The sequence below is a fragment of the Mesorhizobium sp. BR1-1-16 genome (genome assembly GCF_020165495.1).
Lineage (GTDB): Bacteria > Pseudomonadota > Alphaproteobacteria > Rhizobiales > Kaistiaceae > Kaistia.
The window spans coordinates 26,188-44,440 of the sequence record NZ_JAIUIE010000007.1 but is presented as its reverse complement, the minus strand read 5'-3'; the positions used below and the strand labels follow the sequence as shown (position 1 = coordinate 44,440).

Annotated in this window: 17 protein-coding genes; 10 read left to right on the top strand and 7 right to left on the bottom strand. The window is 64.0% G+C overall.

The window, feature by feature from the left end; translation table 11 throughout:
• Window positions 1–2: 2 nt before the first annotated feature.
• The 4 genes from LB518_RS15885 to LB518_RS15870 are packed head-to-tail and all read right to left on the bottom strand — an operon-like array spanning window position 3 to window position 3,591.
• Window positions 3–1,067 (bottom strand): maleylacetate reductase, encoded by a 1,065-nt coding sequence (locus LB518_RS15885; protein WP_224578503.1) that lies wholly within the window; start codon window positions 1,065–1,067, stop codon window positions 3–5.
• The gene (locus LB518_RS15880) at window positions 1,064–1,723 is read right to left on the bottom strand and encodes an alpha/beta hydrolase (RefSeq protein ID WP_224578502.1); all 660 of its coding nucleotides are present in this window, start codon (window positions 1,721–1,723) and stop codon (window positions 1,064–1,066) included. The genes LB518_RS15885 and LB518_RS15880 overlap by 4 nt, the downstream gene beginning before the upstream one ends.
• A complete protein-coding gene (locus LB518_RS15875; protein ID WP_224578501.1) occupies window positions 1,720–2,679 on the bottom strand; it encodes a VOC family protein in 960 nt (319 codons plus the stop codon). Before LB518_RS15875 ends, LB518_RS15880 begins: the two co-directional genes overlap by 4 nt.
• Before the next feature lie 3 nt (window positions 2,680–2,682).
• Window positions 2,683–3,591, bottom strand: coding sequence for a dioxygenase family protein (locus tag LB518_RS15870; RefSeq protein WP_224578500.1), 909 nt, complete (start codon window positions 3,589–3,591; stop codon window positions 2,683–2,685).
• A 93-nt stretch (window positions 3,592–3,684) separates the two neighbouring features.
• On the opposite strand from LB518_RS15870, the gene LB518_RS15865 reads away from it, so the two are divergent.
• Window positions 3,685–4,635, top strand: coding sequence for a LysR family transcriptional regulator (locus LB518_RS15865; RefSeq protein ID WP_224578499.1), 951 nt, complete (start codon window positions 3,685–3,687; stop codon window positions 4,633–4,635).
• Between the two features lie 119 nt (window positions 4,636–4,754).
• Window positions 4,755–5,384: an NADPH-dependent F420 reductase gene (locus tag LB518_RS15860; protein ID WP_224578498.1), complete on the top strand. Its 630-nt coding sequence runs from the start codon at window positions 4,755–4,757 to the stop codon at window positions 5,382–5,384.
• Between the two features lie 23 nt (window positions 5,385–5,407).
• Here the strand turns inward: LB518_RS15860 and LB518_RS15855 are convergent, their stop codons facing one another.
• The gene (locus LB518_RS15855; protein WP_224578497.1) at window positions 5,408–7,729 is read right to left on the bottom strand and encodes a glucose/quinate/shikimate family membrane-bound PQQ-dependent dehydrogenase; all 2,322 of its coding nucleotides are present in this window, start codon (window positions 7,727–7,729) and stop codon (window positions 5,408–5,410) included.
• Window positions 7,730–8,114: 385 nt separating this feature from the next.
• Here LB518_RS15855 and ytfQ point away from each other — a divergent pair, with 385 nt between their 5' ends.
• The 5 genes from ytfQ to LB518_RS15830 all read left to right on the top strand — a co-directional run bounded on the left by ytfQ (window position 8,115) and on the right by LB518_RS15830 (window position 13,440).
• Window positions 8,115–9,077, top strand: coding sequence for a galactofuranose ABC transporter, galactofuranose-binding protein YtfQ (gene ytfQ / locus LB518_RS15850; protein ID WP_353619960.1), 963 nt, complete (start codon window positions 8,115–8,117; stop codon window positions 9,075–9,077).
• 77 nt (window positions 9,078–9,154) lie between these two features.
• Entirely contained in the window at window positions 9,155–10,705 is a 1,551-nt protein-coding gene (locus tag LB518_RS15845) for a sugar ABC transporter ATP-binding protein (RefSeq protein WP_224578496.1), read from the top strand.
• Entirely contained in the window at window positions 10,702–11,703 is a 1,002-nt protein-coding gene (locus LB518_RS15840; RefSeq protein WP_224578495.1) for an ABC transporter permease, read from the top strand. Before LB518_RS15845 ends, LB518_RS15840 begins: the two co-directional genes overlap by 4 nt.
• Window positions 11,700–12,677: a galactofuranose ABC transporter, permease protein YjfF gene (gene yjfF, locus LB518_RS15835; protein ID WP_224578494.1), complete on the top strand. Its 978-nt coding sequence runs from the start codon at window positions 11,700–11,702 to the stop codon at window positions 12,675–12,677. Before LB518_RS15840 ends, yjfF begins: the two co-directional genes overlap by 4 nt.
• A gap of 1 nt (window position 12,678) precedes the next feature.
• Window positions 12,679–13,440, top strand: a complete 762-nt coding sequence (locus tag LB518_RS15830; RefSeq protein ID WP_224578493.1) for a FadR/GntR family transcriptional regulator — start codon at window positions 12,679–12,681, stop codon at window positions 13,438–13,440.
• Window positions 13,441–13,444: 4 nt separating this feature from the next.
• Here LB518_RS15830 and LB518_RS15825 read toward each other — a convergent pair whose 3' ends face one another.
• A complete protein-coding gene (locus LB518_RS15825) occupies window positions 13,445–14,854 on the bottom strand; it encodes a sensor histidine kinase (RefSeq protein WP_224578492.1) in 1,410 nt (469 codons plus the stop codon).
• Window positions 14,855–15,011: 157 nt separating this feature from the next.
• Between LB518_RS15825 and LB518_RS15820 the strand changes: the two genes are divergently transcribed.
• From LB518_RS15820 to LB518_RS15810, 3 genes are all read left to right on the top strand, one after another.
• Entirely contained in the window at window positions 15,012–15,791 is a 780-nt protein-coding gene (locus tag LB518_RS15820) for a Crp/Fnr family transcriptional regulator (protein WP_224578491.1), read from the top strand.
• Window positions 15,792–15,943: 152 nt separating this feature from the next.
• Window positions 15,944–17,062, top strand: a complete 1,119-nt coding sequence (locus tag LB518_RS15815; protein WP_224578490.1) for a PAS domain-containing protein — start codon at window positions 15,944–15,946, stop codon at window positions 17,060–17,062.
• Window positions 17,063–17,503: a response regulator gene (locus LB518_RS15810; RefSeq protein WP_224578489.1), complete on the top strand. Its 441-nt coding sequence runs from the start codon at window positions 17,063–17,065 to the stop codon at window positions 17,501–17,503.
• Window positions 17,504–17,510: 7 nt separating this feature from the next.
• Here LB518_RS15810 and LB518_RS15805 read toward each other — a convergent pair whose 3' ends face one another.
• Window positions 17,511–18,230 carry a CBS domain-containing protein gene (locus tag LB518_RS15805; protein WP_224578488.1) on the bottom strand — a complete coding sequence of 240 codons (720 nt, stop codon included), beginning with the start codon at window positions 18,228–18,230 and terminating at the stop codon, window positions 17,511–17,513.
• Window positions 18,231–18,253: the final 23 nt, after the last annotated feature.

Below are 18,253 nucleotides of genomic sequence, written 5' to 3'. Positions count from 1 at the left end.
TCTCAGCCGCCAGGGCGGCGTCCCTCCCACGCCGCCTGGAGAAGTTCCCGGATTGATCCCGGGTCGATAGGCCTTGGATTGGCGTAGGCATTCTTGACGGCGATCGCGGTTGCCCGGTCGAGATCCGCCTCGCTGATGCCGATGGCCTTGAGGCTCAGCGGCGAGCCCACGCTATTCGCAAAATCCCAGAGCGCGCCGCCCGCCGATCCGCCACCAAATGCCTCGGCAATCGGCGCAAGCAGTTTCGGCACCGCGACCTCATTGAATGCCGCCGTATAGGGCAGCAGGATCGCGTGCGTTTCGGCATGCGGCCTGTCGAATGAGCCGCCAAACACATGCGCGAGCTTGTGGTGCAGCGCCATCTGGACATAGCCGAGCGCCGTCGAGCAGCACCAGGCGGCATAGAGGGCCTTGGTCCGGGCCGCCCGATCATGCGGATCCTCGATCAGCCTCGGGATGCCGTCGCGAAAAGCCGACATGGCATCCTTGATCATCAGCAAGATCACCGGATTGCGATCCGGCGCGTAGAACGCCTCCATCGCATGAGCGATCGCGTTCATCGCCGACGTGACCGTGAGCCCGACCGGCAGCGAAAGCGTCAGGTCGACGTCGTAGATCACGGTCTCCGGGCGAATAACCGGCGAACGGCGCGTCGTCTTCTCGCCATTGGCCGTCTCGCCGAGGATGTCGGTCATCTCCGAGCCGGCATAGGTTGTCGGGATCACGACCTGGTCCGCGCCGGTGCGCAGCGCGATCGCCTTGCCGAGCCCGGTTGTCGATCCTCCGCCGAGGCTAACGACAGCCGTGGCGCCGCTGACGCGGAACGCTTCGACGGCCGTTTCGGTGACCTCGACCGGCGTGTGCATGGTGGCATCGGCAAAGACGCCGGCCGCGAGACCGCCTAGACTGTCCGCCAGCTTCTCGGCATCTGCCTTTTGATGCGGTGTCGAGAGCACCAGTGCCTTTTCATGACCGAGCCGGCTGACCTCTTCGCCCGCTCGTGCAAGGGTGCCAGAGCCGAAAACAACCCGCGTCGTTAGTCCCGGAAAGACGAAATTATCCATCATCGCGCCGCCTCCATGCGTGGGCCGCGTCCGGCGCCGAGGTCCGCGAGCATCCCGCCCAGCATGGCGATCTCGGGATCCGAAACCTCGTGGGGGCGCCCAGGAAAGAGATCGGCCCGCAGGCTTGCGCCCCGCCGACCGAGCGTCCCCACTGCCTCCGCAAAGGCGGAAACAGGGATCCAGGGATCGGCATCGGCGCCCGAGAGATAGACAGGTACGCCGGCCGGCACAGCCTCGACCCGAGCATCGCTGGGAACGCCGACGCGGCAGCCCGTGAAGGCAGCCAGCGCCTCCGGCGGCGGCAATCCCGCGCAGAGATACTCAATGGCGAGGCATGCGCCTTGCGAGAAACCCGCGAGTAGCAGCGGCAGTCCCGGCAATTCACCTCGCGCCGCGGCGACCGCAGCGGCAAGATGATCGAGCGCCGACGAGAGCTGGGCCCTTGCGACCGGCGTCAGCGGATCGACCGCACGCGCCTCCCACCACGCGCCCGTCGGGGCACGCGGCAGGACAAACGCCACGGATGGCGCGGAAAGCCGCGCCAGCACATGGGACTGCATGTCCTCCGGCGTCTGGCCGCGGCCATGCACGAAGACGCAGATCGCCTTCGCTTCAGGAGCTCTGGACCCGAGCCTCAAAGGACCGCCGCCTGCGCTCATGCGAACTCTGCCTGCTCCAGGCCGGCCCGCAGTTCGTCCTCGCGATCCTTGAACCACGGCGGGAACACCAGCGTCTTGCCGATCGCACCCGGCGGTTCGTCCTTGGCCCAGCCTTCCGGCGTCGTCCAGGCGAGTTCGAACAGCGCGCCGCCGGGCGAGCGGACATAGCAGGACTTGAAGTAGTTGCGGTCCTTCTGCTCGGAAATATCGGTAAAGCCGAGGCCTTCGATATGAGCGCGGAGCTTCAGCTGGTTCTCTTCGTTGCCGGTGTTGAGAGCGAGATGGTGGATGGTGCCGCCGGCCAGCGTCCATGTGCCCTGGGGGCTCTCGCGGTCGACGATTACCTCGACGCGCTGATTGGCGCCCGTCTCGTCAGGCACGCGGTAGACGAGGCCCTCATGCGTATCGGCCTCCTTGGTGAGCGGTAGCGCGATGGTCAGAAAGTCGTCCATCGCCGTCCGGTCGGTCACGGCGATGGAGGCGCCGTAGATGCCCTTGATGCCATGCGCCTTGCCGATGCCCTGAACCGTGTTGGTGATCGGCTCGCGCGGATCGCTGTCGCTTTCGACCAGCTCGTGCAGGATGCCCGAGGGATGCGCAAAGGCGGCGCGGTCGGCGCCGAACCGGGTGATTTTCTTCGTCTCTATGCCGCGTGCGTTTAGCCGGTCGACCCAGAAATCCGCAGCGCCTTTAGGGATGGACTGCAGGATTGTCCGCGACTGATTGGTGCCGCGACGGCCATAGACGCCAGGCTTGCGGAACGGAAAGGTCGTGATGATCGTCGAGGCATCGCCGTTCGGCGAGCCATAATAGAGGTGATAGACGGGGATCACGCCATCGAAGAGCACCGTGCGCTTCACGGAATGCAGGCCGAGCGCCTTCGTGTAGAAGTCGAAATCGTCCTGTGCGCCGTCCGTCGACATCGTCAGATGGTGGTAGCCGCTTACACGGGCCATCGGTCATCTCCTCCCAGAGGTTTCGTTTTCGCCCTGCCGCGCCGGGCAGAGCACCAGATTGAGGTCGAGCGCGTATTTCCGCTTGCCGCCCGCTGGCGGCAGGGCACGAAACTCGGCCATGAGTTCGGGCTTCACCCCGAAAATCGCGTCGCGGTTGATCGCCGGGTCCGACCGGTCGAAAATGTGGGTCGTGAGCGTCTCGAAACCGTCCCCCGAGACGCGGAAATGAATGTGGGCGGGACGTTCAAGGCCTAGGCCAAGCGCCGACATCAACTGGCCCACCGGCCCGTCCGAGGGCAGCGCATAGCCTTTGGGCTTGACCGTCAGGAAATGAAACCTGCCCTGAGGGTCGGTCCGGAAACGGCCGCGCAGATTGAATTCCGGCTGCCGATCCGGCTCCTGGTTCTCGTAGAGGCCTTCGGCGTTGGCCTGCCAGACCTCGACCAGCGCGCCGGCGACCGGTGAGCCATCGAGCGCGAGAACCCTGCCCTCGACGGCCAGGGGATCGCCCTTATGGTCGCGCGATATGTTGGCGCCCGGTGCCATGTCCGGAACGTCGGAGCGGTAAAACGGGCCCGCCAGCGTGTTGGGCGTCGCCCCGGCAGGGCGCGGATTGTTCAAGTCCTCGATCAGCGAGGACACGCCGAGCACATCGGCGAACAACACCCATTCCTGCCGCCGGGCATCGGCGTAATGGCCGACTTCGGTCAGGAAATCGATAGCCAGGCGGAACTCCTCCCCCGAGGGACGGAGTTCGGCGATGAGGGCGTGCAGACCATCGACTGTTGCCTGCGCCGCCGCAGCGACACGGGTCTGCCCGGCAGCCGTCAGACGACGCGAGAATTCCTCCGCCTGTGCCGAAATCGCCCCGGGGAGTTCCTCCCTCGTCGGACCGTCATGCTGGCCGTGCATTCCGCCGGGGCCTCCCTTCCCCTTGTTAATCGGGATAGCACGGCTGCTGACGGCGCTTGATGAGTTGTGCAGCGGCTTGTATAGCATTTTGCTATGAAGCTGAATGAACGCCACCTGATGCAGCTCGCCGCCGTGCTGGATGCTGGCGGGGTTTCGGAAGGCGCGGCCATGCTGGGCCTGACCCAGCCGGCCGTCAGCCGCTCGCTAGCCATGCTCGAAGCGCGCGTCGGCGAGCCGCTGTTCCTGAAAGGCCGCCGCCCGATGCAGGCGACGCCGCTCGGGGCACAGCTCGCCGCGCAGGGCCGCACGATCATCACCGCCTCACGCAAGGCCAGCGATGCCGTGCAGGGCTTTTTGAAGGGCACCAAGGGCATTGTCCGGGTCGGCGGCGTGCCGTTCTTCATGGATGCCATGATCAGCCGGATGATCGGCGAGTTCCAAAATCTGGAGCCCGAAGTCACGATCCAGCAGAGCTATCTCAATTTGCCGGAGATGGTCGGCGCGCTGCAGGGTGATCAGATCGACCTTGGGATCGTTCCGATCGGCGTGCTCGATCTTGGCCCCGGCTTCGAATTCACGGAAATTCTGCCCGGCCGGAACATCGTCGCCTGCCGCCCTGATCATCCGCTCTTACGCAATCGCCGCCTTCGCGCCCACGACCTGACGAGCTTTCCCTGGGTCGCTCCCCTTCCCGGCTCGCCGCTGATGTCCGATCTCCAGATGATCCTGATGAGCATAGGCATGTCGGATCTCAACATCCGCTATTCCGGCGGCTCGCTGATGAGCGTCATCAACTTCCTCGCCGAAACCGACGCACTGGCGGTGTTGCCCTTCTCCGTGGTGTTCGCGCAGCGCAAGGAAAACCGCGTGACGGTGCTGCCCTACGAAATTCCGCAGCCAAACCGTTCACTCGGCATTTTGCGACGCGTCGGCGCGCCGCGCTCGCCGGCGGCCGAGCGCTTCGCCGGGCATGTCACGACCGCCTTCGAGAATCTGAAGCACATCATCAAGCGCCACGAGAATGCGGTCGTCTGGGGCCGGTAGGATACGCAGTCTGATCTACAGTATTGCGCTCAGACTCGCCGACTGACCGACGGCAGCAATTGGACTTCGTAGGGACGCCCGATAGGCTGCCCATCCATAGCGGAGGCAAGGGATCCATCATGAAATTCGGCGTTCTGGGAACGGGAGAGGTTGGCAGCGCCATCGGCGGCAAGCTGATGCAGCTCGGCCATGATGTCGTTATCGGATCGCGCCAACCGGGCGGCGACAAGGCGCGCGCGCTCGGTGCGCGGACCGGAGCGGGAATCGGTAGCTACCGGGAAGCGGCCGCTCACGCCGAATGGGTGTTCAATGCACTGCCGGGCGAGGAAGCGATCGGCATCCTTAGGGGCTGCGCCATCGACGACAAAATCCTGATCGATATCGCCAATTACAATTCCGCCGTCGACCAGCCGATCGTGACGCCGATTGGCGAGGCGATCCAGGCGGCATTCCCCCGCGCCCGGCTCGTCAAGACGCTGAACAGCGTCAGCGCGCATCTGATGGTCGAGCCCACAAGCCTTGGCCGGCCGCACCACGTCTTCGTCGCCAGCAACGACATCTCCGCCAAGAGCGAGGTCACGGAACTGCTGCGCTCCTTCGGCTGGGCTTCGATCCTCGATCTCGGCGATCTCACCGCCTGCCGGGCGATGGAACAATTGATCCCGCTGTGGATGCGTCTCGAGGAGAAGCTCGGCACGACGCATTTCAATCTTGCGGTCGTTCACGACGACGCCAGCCCGGCGGCGTAGGCCTGCCGGGCTGGCGGCACCCACTACGGCAAAGTATAGGCGATGACATAATCGCCTGGCTTGGTGCCGATCGATCCGTGTCCGCCGGCGACCATAACGACATACTGCTTGCCGTGGAGACTGTAGGTCATGGGCGTTGCCTGTCCGCCGGCAGGCAAGCGGGCCTGCCAGAGCTGTTTGCCGGTCGTGACGTCATAGGCGCGCAAGAAGTCGTCGACAGTTGCGCCGAGGAAGGCGACGCCGCCCTTCGTCAGCAACGGTCCGCCGATGCCGGGCACGCCCAGCTTGATCGGCAGTGGCAGCGGCGTCATGTCGTAGACGGTTCCGTTCTTGTGCTTGTAGGCGATCTTGCCCGTGGTGAGGTCAACGCCGGCGACATAGCCCCATGGCGGCGCTTGGCAGGGGATGCCGAGGGGGCTGAGGAACGGGCCCATCAACACGCCATAAGGCGCGCCTTCGTTGCGGTTCAGTCCCTGCTCGCTCGCCGTCTCATCGCCCTTCGGCGGCAACTTGGCAGCCGGCACGAGGCGCGATGTGAAGGCGAGATAGGTTGGCATCGCGAACATCACCTGCCGCTCCGGGTCGACGGCGACGCTGCCCCAGTTGAAGGTGCCGAAATTGCCCGGATAGACGATCGTGCCCTGCACGGAGGGCGGCGTGTAACGGCCCTCGTAGCGATATTGATGGAACGCGATGCGGCAGACCATCTGGTCGATCAGCGAGACGCCCCACATGTCCTTCTCCGTCAAAGGCGGCGGCGAGAAGGTCAGGTCAGAGATGGGCTGGGTCGGCGCTGCCGAATCCTCGGGGATCGTGCCGCCGGGTGCCGGGATTTCGTGGATCGGGATGATCGGCTCGCCGGTGCGCCGGTCGAGCACATAGATATCGCCCTGCTTGGTCGGGCCGACCAGCGCCGGCACGACGCTGCCATCCGCTTTCCTCAGATCAAACAGAACCGGCTGCGCCGGAACGTCCATGTCCCAGAGGTCATGATGCACCGTCTGGAGAACCCAGCGCAGCTTGCCGGTGGCGACATCAAGCGCGACGATGGACGATGAGAAACGCTCGACATTGGCGCTGCGGCCCATGCCGAGCTGGTCGGGAACCTGGTTGCCGAGCGGGATATAGACGAGGCCGAGCTCGGGATCAGCGCTGAAGACCGACCAGCTGTTGGGCGAATTCGTCGTGTAGGTCTGGCCGGGCGGCAGCGGCGCGGTCTGGTCCGGATTGCCGGAGTCCCAATTCCAGATCAGCGCGCCGGTCCGAATGTCAAAAGCGCGGATCACACCGGACTGGGCGTCCACCGAATAATTGTCGTTGACCGCTCCGCCTATGATGATCTTGCCGTCGATGGCGACGGGCGGAGAAGTCGAGTAATAATAGCCCGCGGGATCGTATTTCATGCCCTGCTCAAGATGCAGAGCGCCCTTGTCGGCAAAGTCAGTGCAGACCTCGCCGGTGGCGGCGTCGAGCGCGATGAGCCGCGCGTCGGAGGTCGGCAGATAGACGCGGGTCGCGCAGGCAGCGCCCGCGGCCGCCTCAGGGTCGGCCCAATAGGTGACGCCGCGACAGGTCTGGTGCTGCCGGTCGGGGTTAAGGCCCGAATTGGAGTCGAATTTCCACTTCTGCTGGCCGGTCTTGGCATCGAGCGCGATCGCCCAATTATGCGGCGTGCAGAGATAGAGCGTATTGCCCACCTTCAGCGGCGTGACCTGGTAGGTCGTTTCGCCGACATCCTGCGGCAGTTTCACGTCTCCCGTCTGATACTGCCAGGCGACCTTCAGCTGCGAGACATTGTCCGTATTGATTGAATCGAGCGGCGAATAACGCTGGCCATAGGGCGTCCGGCCATATTGGTGCCAGTCGCTGTCCGGAACGTTTCCTCCCATCGCGGCAGCAGTTTGCGCGGTCGGCAGCGCGCCTGCGATGTCATGCGGATCCTGCGTCATCGCATAGCCGGCCACGATGATCGCAATCGCCAGCGGGGCAATGAGCGACCAAGTCGAGGCCCAGCCGGCACGGCCGGGGCCGGAATCGAGGCGACGCCAGACCCACGGCGTCAACAGCCAGAGGCCGAGAACCACGAGCAGACCACCGCGCGGTGCGAGCTGCCACCAATCGAACCCCACTTCCCATACCGCCCAGCCGAGCGTCACCAATACGAGAACGCCATGGACAGCGAGCGCGGCGCGTTTGCGTCGATAGATCAGATAGGCAGTCAGCAGGAGCGCAGCGCCGATCAGGAGATAGAAGGGACTGCCGCCGAGGACGACGAGGAAAATGCCGCCGGCGGCCAGCGCCAGCCCGAGAAGAGCAAAAACGAGTGAGGTCAGCATAATGATCATGGGAGTGGACTTTCGGAAGATATCGAGGCGGGTCGCTCGGCATCCCTTCATGCGCCGCTGCAAGGCAGAAGCAGGCGAAATGAGCGCCGGCCAGCGGCCACGCTCCTGATGCCAACCCACTCGAAGCGGTGGCGTTCCCGAAAAACGCTCGTCATCAGAGGTTGGTTCGATGCGGGTCAGCCGGTATCGCCAATCCTTGGCGGACAATCCTCGGCCGTTCGGCAGCCCGCTCTACGCCGGCCAGAGCGTCGAAATGCCGATCTTGAGTAGAAATGGTGAGCCGGCGCAGCGACGAAGCCGGCCCTATTTACATATAATAGTACTAATGCTATCGACGCTTCATGCCGTGCTGGGGAGGAACGCCGCGCGGCCAAGGGAGAAAATCTTGAGCATCTTGAAGAAACTCGCCCTCGCGGCGGGCATCGCCACTGCCTTGTCGTCGGCAGCCATGGCTGCGGATATGACGGTCGGCTTCTCGCAGATCGGCTCCGAGTCCGGCTGGCGCGCCGCCGAGACATCGGTCACCAAGCAGCAGGCCGAGAGCCGCGGCATCAACCTGAAATTCGCCGACGCTCAGCAAAAGCAGGAAAACCAGATCAAGGCGATCCGCGGCTTCATCGCCCAGGGCGTCGATGCGATCCTGGTTGCGCCTGTGGTCGCGACCGGCTGGGAAGACGTGCTCAGCGAAGCCAAGGAAGCCAAAATCCCGGTGATCCTGCTTGACCGTGGCATTGACGGGCCGGAGGATCTTTACCTAACGTCGGTCGCGTCCGATCAGGTGAAGGAAGGCAAGGTCGCGGGCGACTGGCTCGTCGGCACCGTGAAGGATAAGGATTGCCGCGTCGTCGAATTGCAGGGGACCGTCGGCTCGACGCCGGCGATCAATCGCAAGAAGGGCTTCGAGGAGGCGATTGCCGGTCATTCCAATATTTCCATCGTCCGCAGCCAGACGGGTGACTTCACCCGCTCGAAGGGCAAGGAAGTGATGGAAGGCTTCCTGAAGGCCGAGAACGGCGGCAAGAATATCTGCGCCGTCTATGCGCATAACGACGACATGGCTGTCGGCGCGATCCAGGCCATCAAGGATGCGGGCCTGAAGCCGGGTACGGATATTCTCGTCGTTTCGATCGACGGCGTGCCGGATCTCTTCTCGGCCATGGCGGCCGGCGAGGCCAATGCCACTGTCGAGCTGACGCCGAACATGGCCGGCCCGGCTTTCGACGCCCTCGCCGCCTACAAGAAAGACGGCACCATGCCGCCGAAGTTCATCATCACCGAGTCGAAGCTCTATACGCCCGCCGATGATCCGAAGGGGGAAGCCGAGCGCCGCAAGAGCCTCGGCTACTGATCGGTCAGCGACAAACCACGCCTCGCCGGCTCGTGCCGGCGGGGCTATTCTTTGCGGAATCATTCGGAGACGGCCGGATGAGGCTTGGGGGACGCGACGTGGCAGAGACCGCCTTTCGCATGGAAGCGCGCGGGGTCTCCAAGATCTTTGGGACCCACAAGGCGCTCGATACGGTCGATTTCGGCCTTCTGGCGGGCGAAGTGCACGCGCTGCTCGGTGAAAACGGAGCCGGCAAATCGACCCTCATCAAGATCCTGACCGGCGCCTATCAGCCTGATGGTGGGGAGGTTCTGGTGGATGGCACCCCCGTCCATCTCGACAGCCCGCTTCACGCGCAGTCGTTCGGCATCGGCACTGTCTATCAGGAGGTCAATCTCCTGCCGAACCGTTCCGTCGCCGAAAATCTCTTCCTCGGACATCAACCCACTCGTTTCGGCCTTGTCGACCGCAAGCGCATGAACAAGGACGCGCGCGTCCTGCTGAAGCGCTACGGGCTCGAAATCGACCCCGCAAGCGAGCTCGGGAGCCACTCCGTCGCCGTCCAGCAGATCGTCGCGATTGCAAGAGCGGTCCAGCTTTCCGGCAAGGTGCTGATCCTCGACGAGCCGACCGCGAGCCTTGATCGCGACGAGGTGCAACGGTTGTTCGAAGTGGTCGCGAGTCTCAAGCGCGATGGGCTCGCCATCGTCTTCATCACGCATTTCCTTGATCAGGTCTTTGCGCTCGCCGATCGCGTGACGATCCTGCGCAATGGCAAGCTGGTCGATACCAGCCGCCTCAGCGATCTGACGCGCACCGAACTCGTGCGCAAGATGCTCGGCAAGGACATCGCCTTTTCCGGCTCCACCAGCCTGGAGGCGCAGCGTCCTGTCACCGACGTGCTGCTCGAGTTCAAGAACTATGGCCGCAAGCGCAGCGTCCGGCCATTCACGCTGACCATCCACAAGGGTGAAGTCATCGGCGTCGCTGGGCTGCTCGGTTCCGGCCGGACGGAAATGGCGCGGGTCATGTTCGGCATCGATCCATCGGATGAAGGATCGGTCACTCTCAATGGCAAGCCGATATCGATCCGGGCTGCGACCGATGCGATCGCACATGGCTTCGGCTTCTGCCCGGAAGATCGGAAGGCCGACGGCATCTTCGGCGATCTGTCAGTACGAGAGAACATCGTCATCGCCCTGCAGGGCAAGCTCGGCTGGTTCCGCGCGCTCAATCGGGACGAACAGCTCGATCTGGCGGGTCAGTTCGGCGAGTCGATGGATATCCGCGCCGCCTCGCTCGACATGCCGGTCAAGTTGCTTTCGGGCGGTAACCAGCAGAAGGTCATCCTCGCCCGCTGGCTGGCGACGGACCCCGCTTTCCTGATCCTCGACGAGCCGACGCGCGGCATCGATGTCGGCGCCCATGCCGAGATCGTGCGGACTATCAACCGACTGCGCGACGACGGCATGGCGCTGGTTGTCATCTCGTCGGAAATCGACGAGGTCGTCGCCTATTCCTCCCGCGTCGTGGTTATGCGGGATCGCGAAATGGTAGCCGAGCTGCGCGGCGAGGACATTAGCCCGGCCGTGATCGTCCAGGCAATCGCCACCCATGGCGAGGCGACATCTGAGGAAACGGCGGCATGACGCGCATCTCGTTCGGCCGGATCCTCAATACACAGACCATCGCGCTCGTGAGCGTGCTGCTCCTGAACTGGATCCTGTTCCCCGGCTTCTTCAAGATTGAATGGCAGGATGGCCGCCTGTTCGGCAGTCTCATCGACGTTCTCAATCGCGGCGCTCCCGTGGCGATCCTTGCCATCGGCATGACGGCGGTAATCGCGACCAAGGGCGTCGACCTGTCCGTCGGCGCCGTTATGGCGATGTCCGGCGCGGTCGCGGCGACGCTCGTGGTCGCAGGCTATTCCGGTCCGGTTGCGGTCGGCGGCGCACTGGCTGTCGGGCTGGCCTGCGGGCTCTGGAACGGCATCCTCGTGGCGGTGCTCGATATCCAGCCGATCATCGCGACGCTGGTGCTGATGGTCGCGGGACGCGGCATCGCCCAGCTCATCACCGAAGGCTCCATCGTCACCTTCTCCGATCCGACGCTGATCTTCATCGGCACCGGATCATTCCTCGGCATGCCGATGCCCGTGGTCATCGCCTTCGCGCTGATGGTGCTGGTGACGCTTGCTGTCCGCAAGACGGCGATCGGGCTCTTCATTGAGGCGGTCGGCATCAATCGATCCGCCGCGACGCTTGCGGGCATCCGAAGCCGCCTGCTGCTGATCTCGGTCTATTCGGTCAGCGGCCTCTGTGCGGCGATCGCCGGCATTATCGTCGCCGGCGACATCCGAGGCGCCGATGCCAACAATGCCGGTCTTTGGCTGGAGCTGGACGCCATCCTGGCGGCGGTCATCGGCGGGACGTCCCTGCTAGGCGGCCGCTTCTCGATCCCGATGTCGGTGATCGGCGCGCTCATTATCCAGGCGATGAACACCGGCATCCTCGTTTCCGGCTACCCGCCTGAATTCAATCTCGTGGTCAAGGCAGGCATCATCACGGTGATCCTGATGATCCAGTCGCCGCTTGCCGGCCAGGTCCTCGGCTTCTTCGGCCGCAAGAAATCCGGTGCCTCGCGATGAACCGCAGCATGCGCCCTCTCTTGGCGACGGTCGCCATCTTCCTCGTGGCCTATGCCGCTGCCGTGTTCCAGTTTCCCGGACTGCTCTCGACCCGCGTTCTCGGCAATTTCCTCACCGACAACGCGTTTCTCGGCATCACGGCCGTCGGCATGACCTTCGTGATCATCTCCGGCGGCATCGATCTTTCGGTGGGCGCGGTGATCGGCTTCACCGGCGTTCTGGTCGCGGTGCTGATCTCGAGCTTCGGCCTGCACCCGCTGGTGGCCTTTGCTATCGCTTTCGTTGTGGCGGCACTGTTCGGGGCGGCGATGGGGCTCGCGATCCACTATCTCGAAGTGCCGGCTTTCATCGTGACGCTGGCCGGCATGTTCCTCGCCAGGGGCGGCGCGTCGGTGATCACGCAGGACTCCGTGCCCATCAACAATGAATTCTACACGATGATCTCATCGCTCTATTTCCGCCTTCCGGGCGGAGGGCGGCTGAGCTTCGTCGGGCTTTTGATGATCGCCGTGTTCGTGTTCGGCGCCATCCTCGCCCATCGGACGCGCTTCGGTTCCTATGTCTATGCGCTCGGCGGCAATGCCACCTCCGCCTCGCTCATGGGCGTGCCGGTCGCCCGCACGACCGTTCAGATTTACATGCTCTCGAGCGTGCTCGCCTGTCTGGCCGGAATCGTTTTCTCGCTCTATACGTCGGCCGGTTATCCCCTTGCGGCGGTTGGTGTCGAACTGGACGCGATCGGCGCTGTCGTTATCGGCGGAACGCTTCTGACGGGCGGCTATGGCTTTGTCTTTGGAACGTTTGTGGGCGTGATGCTGCTCGGTCTGGTGCAGACCTACATTATCTTCGACGGGACGCTGTCGAGCTGGTGGACCAAGATCGTGATCGGCATCCTCCTGTTCCTGTTCATCGTGCTGCAGCGGCTGGTCTTCGCCGCCTCGGCTCGCGGAGACAGATCATCCGAGACCGCCTAGCATGAGCGAGCCAGGCAGCCTTCTGCGCTCGCTGTCAGGCAAGCCGGCTGCGCGCAACTTCCACACCTTCGTCATCAACGAGATCGGCGCCGGTATCGTCTCCGGCCGCTTCGCGGTGGGCACGATCCTGCCGAGCGACGCGGAGATGATGGCGAGCTACGGCGTCTCGCGCACCGTGCTGCGCGAGGCGCTGCGGACGCTCGAGGCGAAGGGCATGGTCGAGGCGCGGCCGAAGGTCGGCACGAGGGTCTCGCAAAGGAGCCGCTGGAACCTCTTCGACCAGCAGGTGCTGGCCTGGCATTTCGAGGCCGAGCTCGACGCCGATTTCATCGCCGGCCTGTTCGACATCCGCGGCTCGCTCGAGGCGCGGGCGGCCGATCTTGCTTCGCGGCGACGCACTGCCGAACAGATCCGCCTGCTCAAATACTGGATCCACCAGATGGAGCTGGCCGAGGGCGATGCCGAGACGCATGCGCTGGCCGAGCTCGAAGTGCACCGGATCATCGCGGAGGCATCGGGCAATCCGTTGCTGCGCTCATCGATCGGTCTCGTCGAGCTGACGCTGGCCCTTGTCGCCGTCGCCGGTCACGACACCGAGAAGAGTCGCCTGGTGCGCGCCGAACTGACGGCGAACAGCCAGACGCTCGTCGCAGCAATCGAGGCCGGCGAGCCGCCGCGTGCCGTCGAAATCATGACGGCGATCATTGCGTTCGGATTGAGCCGAGTCCTCTCCGTACGGCGCATCGGTCCGGCGCGCGGCTAGGACTTCAGGCCAGCAGGCGGCTGACTGGGATAACCAGGACGACGACAAGGCCCTCCGGCAGCCATTCGCGCTCCAGAGTGGCCCCGAGCTGCGTCGAGGCGACCCGCTCCGAGAGCGTGGTGCCGAAGCCGCGGCGGGTCGGCATGCCATCGATCGCTGGCCCGCCAGTCTCCTGCCAACGGATCGAGAATTGCTCGCCGATATCGGAGCAGACGATTGTCACAAGGCCGCCATCGCTCGACAGAGCGCCGTATTTCACCGCGTTGGTGGCGAGCTCGTGGATGGTCAGCGCCATAGCGGTCGCGGCCTGTGGCCCGATCGGCCGATCGTCGCCCTCGATGGCGATGTGGCCACGGCCCGGCGCGTTGTAGGGCGAGACCAGCAGATCCAGCAGCCCCTTGACTGTATGGGCGCCGTCCGCGGGAGCGGAGGCTGCGCTGTGCGGACGGACATATTCATGCGCGGAAGCCAGCGCCTGAATGCGCGCCTGGACGGACATCGCGAACGGCCGCGCTTCGGGCTGGTCGCGGGCCGGCAGCATCACCAGGCTCGAGACCACCGCGAAGATGTTGCGAATGCGGTGCGACAGCTCGCGCGCAATGAGTTCGCGCTGGGCCTCGGCCTCCTTCAGATCGTCGATATCCGTGCAGGTGCCATACCAGCGAACGATACGGCCTTCGGCATCGCGCACACACTGGGCGCGGCCGATCACCCAGCGATATTGGCCAGAGCGATGCCGCAGGCGATACTCGATATGATAGGGCTCGCCAGTCTCGAGGCTGTGGCGCCAGCGCTCCCAGGCCCGTTGCTGGTCGTCGGGATGGAACATGCCGTTCCAGGCCTCGCCGTCGGTTGATCCGATCGGCATGCCCGTGAATTCATACCAACGCAAATTATAGTAGTCGTGGAATCCATCGGGCCGCGTCGACCAGATCATCTGATCGATGGAATTGGTGATCGCTTCGTAGCGCTCCTCGCTGGCACGCAAAGCCTTTTCGGTCTGGTGCTGCTCGGTCACGTCGACGACGACGCCGATGAGGCGGCCCGTGCCGCCCTCCTCCGGCGTCCGCATCCGGCCGCGCGCCAGCAGCCACACCGTCTGGCCATCGCTGCCCGCGACACGGTAGTCGAAACGAAGCTGCTCGACCCGACGCGTCGCGGCATCGTGCAACGCCGTCGCCAGCGCCTCGCGATCCTCGATATGCACCATGGCCAGCCAGCCCTGGATATTACCCGGCGGCTCCTGAAGCGCTCTTGGTAGCCCGTGCAGCGACCAGAAGCTGTCATCGGCGGAAAGCCAATCCGTTCCGACGTCGAACTCCCAGGCCCCGACGCCGCCAGCCGCATCAAGCGCCAGGCGAAGCCTGGCCTCGCTGCCGGGGCCCGGCCGAGCCCCTGGGCCATAAATTACCATTATATCGCAGCTCTCCAAACCGCCGACGAACCGGCAGTGTCGCCTTGTAGACACAAGCGCAGCCATCGTCTGCGCACAAGTGAACATATTGGTCTCTCGCGCGTTGCGATTTCAGGAACCCCAAAGAAACCTGACGATCGCCGTAAGGGAGAGACTCTTGCTGACACCTCATCGATCCAAGGATGGGCGCGTAAACAATCTGCTGCGTGCGCTTCGGCCCGCCGATTTTGCGCTGCTGGAACCCCATCTTGTCGAGATGACTCTCGCCTCGGGGACTGTGCTCTATGAACCTGGCGACAATGTGCAGAAGGTATATTTCCCCTGCGATTCGACATTGCTCATCTTTCGCATCCAACTTGATGACGGCCGTGCGGTGGAAACAGCCCTGGTCGGCCGTGAGGGCGCGGTCGCGGGGATTGTGAGCCAGGGGCGACTGCCGGCCTATTCACGCGCCGAGGTGCATCTTGGCGGACCGCTCCTGTCGATGGATCTCGAGGATCTCGAGGAAGCGAAGATGAAGTCGCTTGTCTTGCGCCACATCTTCGCACGCTACGCCGACTGCCTGATGGCGCAGGTGTTCCAGTCCGTCGCCTGCAACGCGGCCCATTCCATCGAACAACGCGCCGCCAAATGGTTGGTCTCGGCCATGGATCGCACCAACGAGGCCTCGCTGCCGATGACGCAGGAGCAACTCGCGGGAATGCTTGGGGTTGGGCGCAGCTATGTCAGCCGTGTCATCCAGACCCTGAAGCATCGCCGGTTGATCGAGACGCAGCGCGGGGTGCTGACGGTCACCAATCCCCATGGCCTTGGCCACCTCGCCTGCTCCTGCCACACGGCTGTGCGGCGTCATTTTGATGAAGTCCTGAAAGGCGTCTATCCGGACAGTCCGATCGTCGGCGCCGACGGTCGCCTCCACTCGAATGAGACCGGCTGAGTCGTCGCAAGACGTTGAAGTGATTCGCCCAAGACTCTCTCCTGCAACGTTTTTTCGGAACCTTCGGCTAACCTGGTTCTTGATGGGCAACAAAGAAGCTGGCTCGGCTGCCGATGTGGCCTCGCCCTCGATGTTTTGGAGGAAAGTGGATCTTGGAGGCGCGCGATGCCTGGAAATTGACCGATCGGCTGCAGGCGCCGAGTGGCAAGGGCGATCCCTTCGCAGCCGCGGTCCGGGCGACGCGAATGCCGATGGTGGTGACCGATCCGGGCCAGCCCGACAATCCGATCGTCTTCGTCAACGACGCCTTTCTGCAGCTGACGGGCTATGAGCGCCATCAGGTCATTGGCCGCAATTGCCGCTTCCTGCAGGGGCCGGACACCGACCAGGCTGCCGTTTCGGCCATCCGCGCCGCTGTCGAGAGCAAGACCGATATCGCGATCGACATCCTGAACTATCGCCGCGACGGCACGCCGTTCTGGAATGCGCTCTATCTCTCGCCGGTGACGGATGACGACGGCGAGTTGCTTTTCTTCTTTGCCAGCCAACTCGACGTAACGCAGCGCAAGCGCGCGGAACTCGATGTGATCGAGGAACGTGACCGAGTCGAGGCGGCCGTCGCCGAGCGCACGCAGGAGCTTGAGGTCGCACTTCAAGCTCGCACCGATCTGCTCCATGAAGTCGATCATCGGGTCAAGAACAACCTTCAGCTCATTTCGGCGCTCGTGCTGATCGAACGGCGGAAGGCAACCGACGCGGCGACCAAGGCAACTCTGACGACACTGCGCGAACGCGTGGAAGCGCTTTCAGCCGTCCATCGGCTGCTTTATCGCAACGACAATGTTGTCCGGTTCGACGTCGCCGGCTTCATCCGCGAATTCGCTGCGGAGGCAGCGCAAGCGCGCGGCAAGCCGCCTGTAGGGTTAAAGCTAGACCTCGATTCGATCAGCGTGGCAGCGGCGTTTGCTGCTCCTGTTGCCTTGATGGCAAGCGAGTTGGTGCGGATCGCGATCACGCACGCACTGGCGAGCGGAACCGAGCGTTACATCTCGCTCAGCATCAAGCCCACGAGCGACGCACTTTACCGCTTCTGCATCGCAGACGATGGGACGGCGGAAGGCATCATCACGAGCATCGAGCCGGACCAGAAGAGTTTCATTGAACTTTTGGCTACACAATTGCATGCCAAGGTTCATTGGAACGGGTATGTCGGGCCCAGTCACAGCATATGCGTCGATCTGCCAATCGACGAACCGCCACGCGGAGGTTGAATGGACACTCAATTGCGCGTCTTCGTCGTCGAGGATGAGGTGTTGCTGCAAATGCAGCTCGAGGTCTTTCTTGATGAGGCCGGACATCTGATGGTCGGAAGCGCGACCACGATGCACGAGGCGATCACCCGGGCGCCGACCGCCGGGGCGGATCTCGCTCTCGTCGACATTCACCTCGCCGATGGCCCGACAGGGGTCGAGGTGGGTCGCGCGCTCGCCGACATGGGCCTGCCGGTCGTCTTCATGACGGCGAACGCGCGACGCATCCCGGCAGATTTTTCCGGGGCGATCGGCATCATCAGCAAGCCTTACAGCCAGACAGGCGTGGCCGAGGCGCTGAAGTTCCTTGTCAGCGCCGTCAAGCATCCGCCGCCGGAAGCACCGCTGCCGCCCTGCCTGACGCTCGCGCCGGCGCTCGCCGAGCGCTGGCGCGTGAATTAGTTCACGATCAGCTTGTCTGTTTCGGCGGCATGATGACGAGCCCGGAGATCGGCTCGACGCAGACGAGGTTGTCGACGACGGTGCGGACGCCCGGCACGTTCTCGGCAACCACACGAGCCGCCGCCCGCTCCCGTTCGTCGAAGATCGTGCCGGTCAGATCGACCGAACCGTCTTCGACATGCACGCGAATGAGCCCGTTGCCGCTCCAGGACTGGCGGCCAAATTCCTGGGCCAGGGCGGAGCGGATGGTCGCATCGTCGCTCGGGGCCGCTGCGGCTTCCTCGCGCGCCCGCACCATGGCCTTCATGAGATCGGATCGGCTAACAATGCCGAGCAGGCTGCCATTGCCATCGATGATGGGCACCCTCTTGACGCGTCGGCGCGTCATGATCTCGACGATGGTTTCGAGTGGCGTCGCGGGCGATGCCGTTTCGACATCGTGCGTCATAACATCCCCGACCCGCCGGGCATGCGACTCGACATAATCGGACGCCGCCTGACCGGGGCTCAGCAGGAATTCCAGCCAGCGCGACCGCTTGCGGCCGGTCGCGAGCTCGCTGCGTCGCAGGAAGTCGCCCTCGCTGACGATCCCGACCAACCTGCCATCGGCCTCGACGACCGGAAGGCCGCTAACCTTGTGCGACAACATCAGTTTCGCGGCGTCATCGATGCTGGTCGTCGGCTCGACGCTGATCACCGGCGAGGTCATCACGGTTTCGGCGTGCATGGCGGGTCTCCCTGAAAGTCTGC